A 6,046-nucleotide genomic window follows, 5' to 3' on the forward strand; every position below is an offset into this window, starting at 1 on the left:
TTAGCTATTCCAAAAAGCCGCGCGCAACGCGTCAGCGTCACTCGCCCCTGCCGCGCGTCGTCTCGAACAGGAACCAGGTGCGCCGCTCCGCCTCGTCGATCCAGTTTTCCAACAGGCTTGCGCTGGCAACGTCGCCGTGCTCGTCGCAGACATTGTGAGTCTCGCGCATGCGTGTGGTGAGCTGCTTGTTGTCGTCGCGAAGCTCCGCCAGCATGTCCTTGGGCGTCACGTAATCGGCGTCGTTGTCGAGGACGCGCTGCAGGCGGCTGATGTGTCCGATGGAGCGCAACGTCGAGCCGCCGATCTTGCGGACGCGCTCGGCGATCGCGTCGGTGGTCGCGAAGATCTGCTCGCCCTGCTCATCAAGCAGGAGGTGATAGTCGCGGAAGTGTGGACCCGACATATGCCAGTGGAAGTTCTTGGTCTTGAGATACAGTCCGAACATATCGGCGAGCAGGATGTTCAGCGCGCCCGCAATATCCCGCACCGCATCCGCGGGCAGATCGGTGGGTGTCTCGAGCGAGGCTGATTTGTGCACCTTGGTGTCCTGTGCGCTCATCGGTTGTCTCCTTTCGCGATTGTCGAGGTCAAGCCGACATTGCCGCAGCCTGTCCTCATGTTGCCGAACCAGAGCCTGGCAAGCAGGCTTCTAACAGGCAGGTGTGGTTGGCGCCCTCAAGCGCGGCATCACGTTCGCTCACCAGCCGGTAAATTGCCCGTTAGGTGTTGTTAAAGGGAGTTAGTCGTTGCGAGACGGGCAGTTCCGTGTGCCACGGGATCGCGACAGGCGCTGCACCCGTCTTGGTGTGCCGACAGGGTCCCCGTCACAAGAAAGCCGGGGCGAACCGGCTTGCGCTGATCCCGGTGCAATGCTCTAAAATCGGGCAGTCCTGCTGCTCACGAGACGCCACATGCTTGCCTCGCAGCGCGAGCTCTTCGAGATGCCGCGCCATGTCTGTTATTTGAACGCGGCTTCCTACAGCCCATTGCCGTTGCGGACCCTGGAGGCGGGCCGCGCGGCCGTGGCGCGCAAGGGGACACCCTGGACGCTCGATGCGGGCTTCGCCCATGCGCAATATGAGCGCACGCGCGCGGCCGCGGCGCGGCTGATCAATGCGGACGCGGCCGATGTCGCGCTCACGCCCTCGGTCAGCTACGGTGTTGCGACCGCGGCCAAGATCCTGCCAATTCCGCGCGGCTCGCGCGTGATTGTTCTGGAGAATGATCATTCCTCGCCGGTGCTGGAATGGCGGGCCCGCGCCACGGCGCAAGGCTTCACGGTCGAAACGGTCAGTCAGCCTGATGACGGCGACTGGACCTCGGCCGTTCTTGCCATCATCGACCGGCCTGGCGCGCCGCCGGTCGGGCTTGCCTCGATCTCCTCGGTGCACTGGTCGGACGGCGGGCTGATCGATGTCGACGCCGTGCGCATCGCGCTGAAGCGCCAAAGCGCGCTGTTCTTGATCGACGCGACCCAGAGCGTCGGCGTGCTCGCGATGGACGTCAGGCGCCTCGATCCGGACTTCGTGCTGTTTCCGACCTATAAGTGGCTGCTCGGCCCCTACGGCCGCGCCTTCATGTATATAGCCAAGCGCCATCAAGGCGGCATTCCGCTGGAGCAGACCGCCTACGGCCGCCGCGATGTGCGCGCCGAGAACGCGGTCTATTTCGCCGATCTGCGCTACGTCTCCGACGCGCGGCGCTTCGACATGGGCGAGCGTGATCACTTCGTGTCCATGGAGATGGCAGCCATCGGCATGGAGATGGTGGCGGAGTGGGGCGCGAGTGCCATCGCGCAGCGGCTGTCGATGCTGACTGACCACATTGCGCAAGAACTCCGCGGCCTTGCGCTTCACATACCCGATCGGAGCCTGCGCGCGCCGCATCTTCTTTGTCTCGCGTTCAAGGGCGGGATGCCGGCCGGGCTGATCGAGGGCCTTGCGAGCGAGGGCATCTTTGTTGCGCCGCGGTTGGGTCGCATCCGTGTCTCGCCGCACGTCTACAATGACGAGATCGATGTCGACCGTTTTGTCGCCGCGTTGACCCGGCGGTTGAAGGCGTAGCTCAAGACCCGAACGCCTGCCGCGTCCTCCCGCCGTTTCAAAAAAAGTGCGCAGCTGCTTGCTCGCGGAATGCGCGAAGCGTCTTGCTTGATTACAACCGCGACGTAGCAAGTTTAGAGCACTCATAAAACTTACACAGCGCTGTCACCCACAACCGCTAAAGCGTCGCCGGTCAATAAAATACTTCCTTTTGGGGTAACAGGATGAAAAGCAAACTTCTTTCCACGGTCGCACTGACCGTGATCGCAGCCGTGGCTGTGAACAGCACAGCGGCCTTCGCCGGCGGCTACACCAACCCGAACAATCTGCCCACCGCGACGCCGATCAAGCACGTTGTGGTCATTTTCGGCGAGAACGTCTCCTTCGACCACTACTTCGCGACGTACCCGGTTGCCGGTAACCCGGCCGGCGAAATTCCCTTCGTCGCGAAGGGCAAGACGCCGTCGGTCGCCAACCTCAAGACCGCAGGTCTGCTGACCAACAATCCGAATTTCACGAACACTGCCAACGGCACCGGCGCAGCGAACCCGTTCCGCCTCGACCGCACCCAAGCCAACACCAAGTCGCAGAACCACGCCTATACGGCCGAGCAGCAGGCCTATGACAACGGCAAGATGGATCTGTTCCCTAAATTCACTGGTCGCGGCACCGCCGGCGGCGTCGGCGCCTTCGGCACCAACGGCCAGGTGATGGGCTATTTCGACGGCAACACCGTCACCGCGATGTGGAATTACGCCCAGAATTTCGCGATGAACTACAACGCCTACACCGACACCTTCGGTCCGTCGACGCCCGGCGCGATCGCGGTGATCTCCGGCCAAAACAATGGCGCGCAGAACATCGTCGGTTCGTCGTCGTCCGTCAACGACGGCCAGGGCGGCCTGACGCTGACCGGCGACACCGACCCAGCCAATGATATCTGCTCCAGCACGACCAGCACGGTGTTGATGACAGGCAAGAATGTCGGCGACCTGCTCAACGCTGCGGAAATCCCGTGGGGCGGCTTCATGGGCGGCTTCGACCTCACCCGCACCAACATCAACAATACGACCGGCTGCGCTCGCTCGACCTTTTCGAGCGTCCTGAGCGGCACCAGCACGGACTACGTCCCGCACCACGCCTGGTTCCAGTACTATAAGTCGACCGCCAACCCGGCCCATGCGCGGCCGAGTTCTTTGCAGGCGATCGGCCATACCCTGCAGCCGAACGGCGAAGCCCTCGATCCCGCCAACCACCAGTACGATCTGCAGGACTTCTACGCCGCTGTCCTCAACGGTAACTACCCGGCCGTCTCCTACATCAAGATGCCGTCCGTTCAGGACGGTCACCCCGGCAACTCCGATCCGCTCGACGAGCAGCAGGGCAATGTCCAGCTGATCAACTTCCTGCAGGAGCAGCCTGACTGGAACAGCACGCTGGTCATCATCACCTATGACGACTCCGACGGCTGGTACGATCATCTCTACGCCAAGCCGACCTGGGCGTCGTACGATGCGACCGCCGATCAGATGAACGGCCCGGGCCTGTGCGGCACCGGCGTTGCTTCGCAGGTTCAGCCGAACGGTCTCAATGGCAAGCCGGTGAACGGCCGCTGCGGTCCGGGCACGCGCACGCCCTTCATCGTGATCTCGCCCTATGCGATCCCGAATTACGCCAGCGCCAAGCGCATCACCCAGTCCTCGGTGGTTCGCTTCATTGAGGACAACTGGCTGAACGGCAAGCGTATCGGCGGCGGCTCGCTCGATGCCACCTCCGGCCTGATCACGGACATGCTGGACTTCACCCAGACGCCCAACAACAAGCTGTTCCTTGATCCGGTCGCCGGCACCGTCACCGCCAGCGTGCCGATGCAGTAACGACTGGACTTACGGAAACAATATGAACAGCCGCACTTTGTGGCTCCTCGGCGCCGGCCTGCTTTGCATGGCCGGCGCTGTCTCTGCGGTCGAGACGCAAGTCCTTCCGGGAGCCAATCCGCACCCGGTGCATCTCTTGCGCCCGCAGACGGCCCCGCTCTCCGCGATGGCGCAGCTGGGCAAGCAGATCTTCTACGACCCATCCTTGTCTTCGTCCGGTGCGCTGTCATGCGCATCCTGTCATGGCCCGGAGCATCATTACGGACCGCCCAACGATGGGCCGGTCATGCTCGGCGGCGCCGATCTGACGCGCCAGGGGGCGCGTGCCGTCCCTTCGCTCACCTATGTCGAGCGAAATCCGAGTTTCAGCATCGGCCCCGAGCAGAGCGACGACGACAATCTTGTCCCGGTCGCGCAGATGGCCGCGCTCGGCCAGCAGAGTGTTCGCGCCAAGAAAACCGCCACGGGCACGGCCGCATCGGCCGCGAATATCGTACCGCAAGGCGGGCTGTTCTGGGATGGCCGCGTCGATACGCTGCAGGATCAGGCGCTGTTTCCGCTGCTCGACAAAAATGAGATGGACGGCGGCAGCCTCGACAAGGTCGCGGACAAGCTGAGCCACGCGCCCTATGCCGACAGTTTCGTGGGCCTGTTCGGCGAGGGTATTTTCTCAAACCGGAATCTATTGGTGTCCGAAGCGATGTTCGCCGTCGCGCGCTACCAGGTCGAAGAGCCGAGCTTCCACCCCTACACGAGCAAGTACGATTACTGGCTGGAGGGCAAGGCGCGACTGACCGAGAGCGAAATGCGCGGCCTGCAATTGTTCAACGACCCCGAGAAGGCCAATTGCGGCGGTTGCCATCTGTCCAACCCTAGTCATGACAACCTGCCGCCGCTCTTCACCGACCACCAGTACGAGGCGCTTGGCGCACCGCGCAATGCGGCGCTGGGCCAGAACGGCGATCCCGCATTTTTCGACCTCGGCGCCTGCGGGCCAACGCGGACCGACATCGCCGAGCAGACGCAATATTGCGGTATGTTCGTCACGCCGACCTTGCGGAATTCGGCAACACGCCACGCCTTCTTCCACAACGGCGTCTTCCACAGCCTGCAAGAGGTGATGGATTTCTACAATTTCCGCGACACCAATCCGGAGAAAGTTTTCCCGCACGCGGCGGATGGCAGCGTGAAGAAGTACGACGACCTGCCGGCAAAGTATCGCGCCAATGTCGATGTGAGCGATCCGCCCTTCGATCGTCATCCGGGCCAGCAGCCGGCGATGACGGCACAGGACGAAGCCGACATCATCGCCTTCCTCAATACTTTGACCGACGGCTATAAGCCGGAACCGTGAGGGCCGCACGCTACGCGGTCACACCTCGGCCGTTCTTAAACTCCCGCGCTGGAATATCGCTGCCGGGCCGTTGACGCACCGGCGCCGACGGACTGTTTCGCAAGTATCGCGCGATGCTGCTCGGAGGCACGGTCTACCCGCTGCATCTGGCGATCTCGCAGCAGTGGAAGGTTCATTATTTCTCGTCCGACATGGCGGTCAACGAAGCCCACCGGGCCGAGGAGCTGCGCTATCTGGCGGACCCCGAAGGTGTCATCGGCGAGCGGGCGATGACGGCGCTGCGGCGGATTGGCGAGGCGCTCGGCCTCGATTACGCCGGCGTCGATTTCGCGCTCGGTGCCGACGGCGAGGTGCTGGTGTTCGAGGCCAACGCCACCATGCGCATCGTCCCGCCGCCGCCAGGTCCGCTCGGCGATCGCCGCCGTCCGTTCATCGATCGCGCCATGGCCTCAGCCCGCACGCTGTTCTCCGGCATCGGACAACCGTGATTGCAAGCGGCAAGAACGTCGCGCGTCAGCGCAGGCCCTCATAGACCATTGCGGATTCCAATGATCGCGCGCAGGTATTCCAATCTGATGCCGCGCAGCGTTCCGATCTGATCGCGCGCAGGTGAAGTACCCGATCGTTAGAGGCAATTGGCACTTTCGCTAGCCCATGGTCAAGCGGTTGCCGGAGAGATCACGTCTGATGTTTGATGGTGTCGCTCGACGGAGCGAAGCTGACCGGACGCGCACCCCCAACAGTGCCGTAGCGGTCGGTCAGATTCGCGGGCT

Annotated in this window: 5 protein-coding genes; 4 read left to right on the plus strand and 1 reads right to left on the minus strand. The window is 63.0% G+C overall.

Annotated elements, in window-relative coordinates; genetic code table 11:
* Positions 1-37 precede the first annotated feature (37 nt).
* The gene (locus tag A3AI_RS0131235; RefSeq protein WP_024519352.1) at positions 38-559 is read right to left on the minus strand and encodes a Dps family protein; all 522 of its coding nucleotides are present in this window, start codon (positions 557-559) and stop codon (positions 38-40) included.
* A 352-nt stretch (positions 560-911) separates the two neighbouring features.
* On the opposite strand from A3AI_RS0131235, the gene A3AI_RS0131240 reads away from it, so the two are divergent.
* From A3AI_RS0131240 to A3AI_RS0131255, 4 genes are all read left to right on the plus strand, one after another.
* Positions 912-2,063, plus strand: a complete 1,152-nt coding sequence (locus tag A3AI_RS0131240; RefSeq protein WP_024519353.1) for an aminotransferase class V-fold PLP-dependent enzyme — start codon at positions 912-914, stop codon at positions 2,061-2,063.
* Positions 2,064-2,266: 203 nt separating this feature from the next.
* Positions 2,267-3,919 carry a phospholipase C gene (locus tag A3AI_RS0131245; RefSeq protein WP_024519354.1) on the plus strand — a complete coding sequence of 551 codons (1,653 nt, stop codon included), beginning with the start codon at positions 2,267-2,269 and terminating at the stop codon, positions 3,917-3,919.
* A 22-nt stretch (positions 3,920-3,941) separates the two neighbouring features.
* Complete coding sequence (locus A3AI_RS0131250; RefSeq protein ID WP_024519355.1) at positions 3,942-5,273, plus strand: cytochrome-c peroxidase; 1,332 nt, start codon at positions 3,942-3,944, stop codon at positions 5,271-5,273.
* 113 nt (positions 5,274-5,386) lie between these two features.
* The gene (locus tag A3AI_RS0131255) at positions 5,387-5,761 is read left to right on the plus strand and encodes an ATP-grasp domain-containing protein (RefSeq protein WP_024519356.1); all 375 of its coding nucleotides are present in this window, start codon (positions 5,387-5,389) and stop codon (positions 5,759-5,761) included.
* Positions 5,762-6,046: the final 285 nt, after the last annotated feature.

The sequence above is a fragment of the Bradyrhizobium sp. Tv2a-2 genome (assembly GCF_000472425.1).
Classification (GTDB): Bacteria; Pseudomonadota; Alphaproteobacteria; order Rhizobiales; family Xanthobacteraceae; genus Bradyrhizobium.

What these genes read in the sequence shown, in the direction of transcription:
- A3AI_RS0131235 (WP_024519352.1), bottom strand. Translation starts at nt 559, where the DNA reads ATGAGCGCACAGGACACCAAGGTGCACAAATCAGCCTCGCTCGAGACA.
- A3AI_RS0131240 (WP_024519353.1), top strand. Translation starts at nt 912, where the DNA reads ATGCTTGCCTCGCAGCGCGAGCTCTTCGAGATGCCGCGCCATGTCTGT.
- A3AI_RS0131245 (WP_024519354.1), top strand. Translation starts at nt 2,267, where the DNA reads ATGAAAAGCAAACTTCTTTCCACGGTCGCACTGACCGTGATCGCAGCC.
- A3AI_RS0131250 (WP_024519355.1), top strand. Translation starts at nt 3,942, where the DNA reads ATGAACAGCCGCACTTTGTGGCTCCTCGGCGCCGGCCTGCTTTGCATG.
- A3AI_RS0131255 (WP_024519356.1), top strand. Translation starts at nt 5,387, where the DNA reads ATGCTGCTCGGAGGCACGGTCTACCCGCTGCATCTGGCGATCTCGCAG.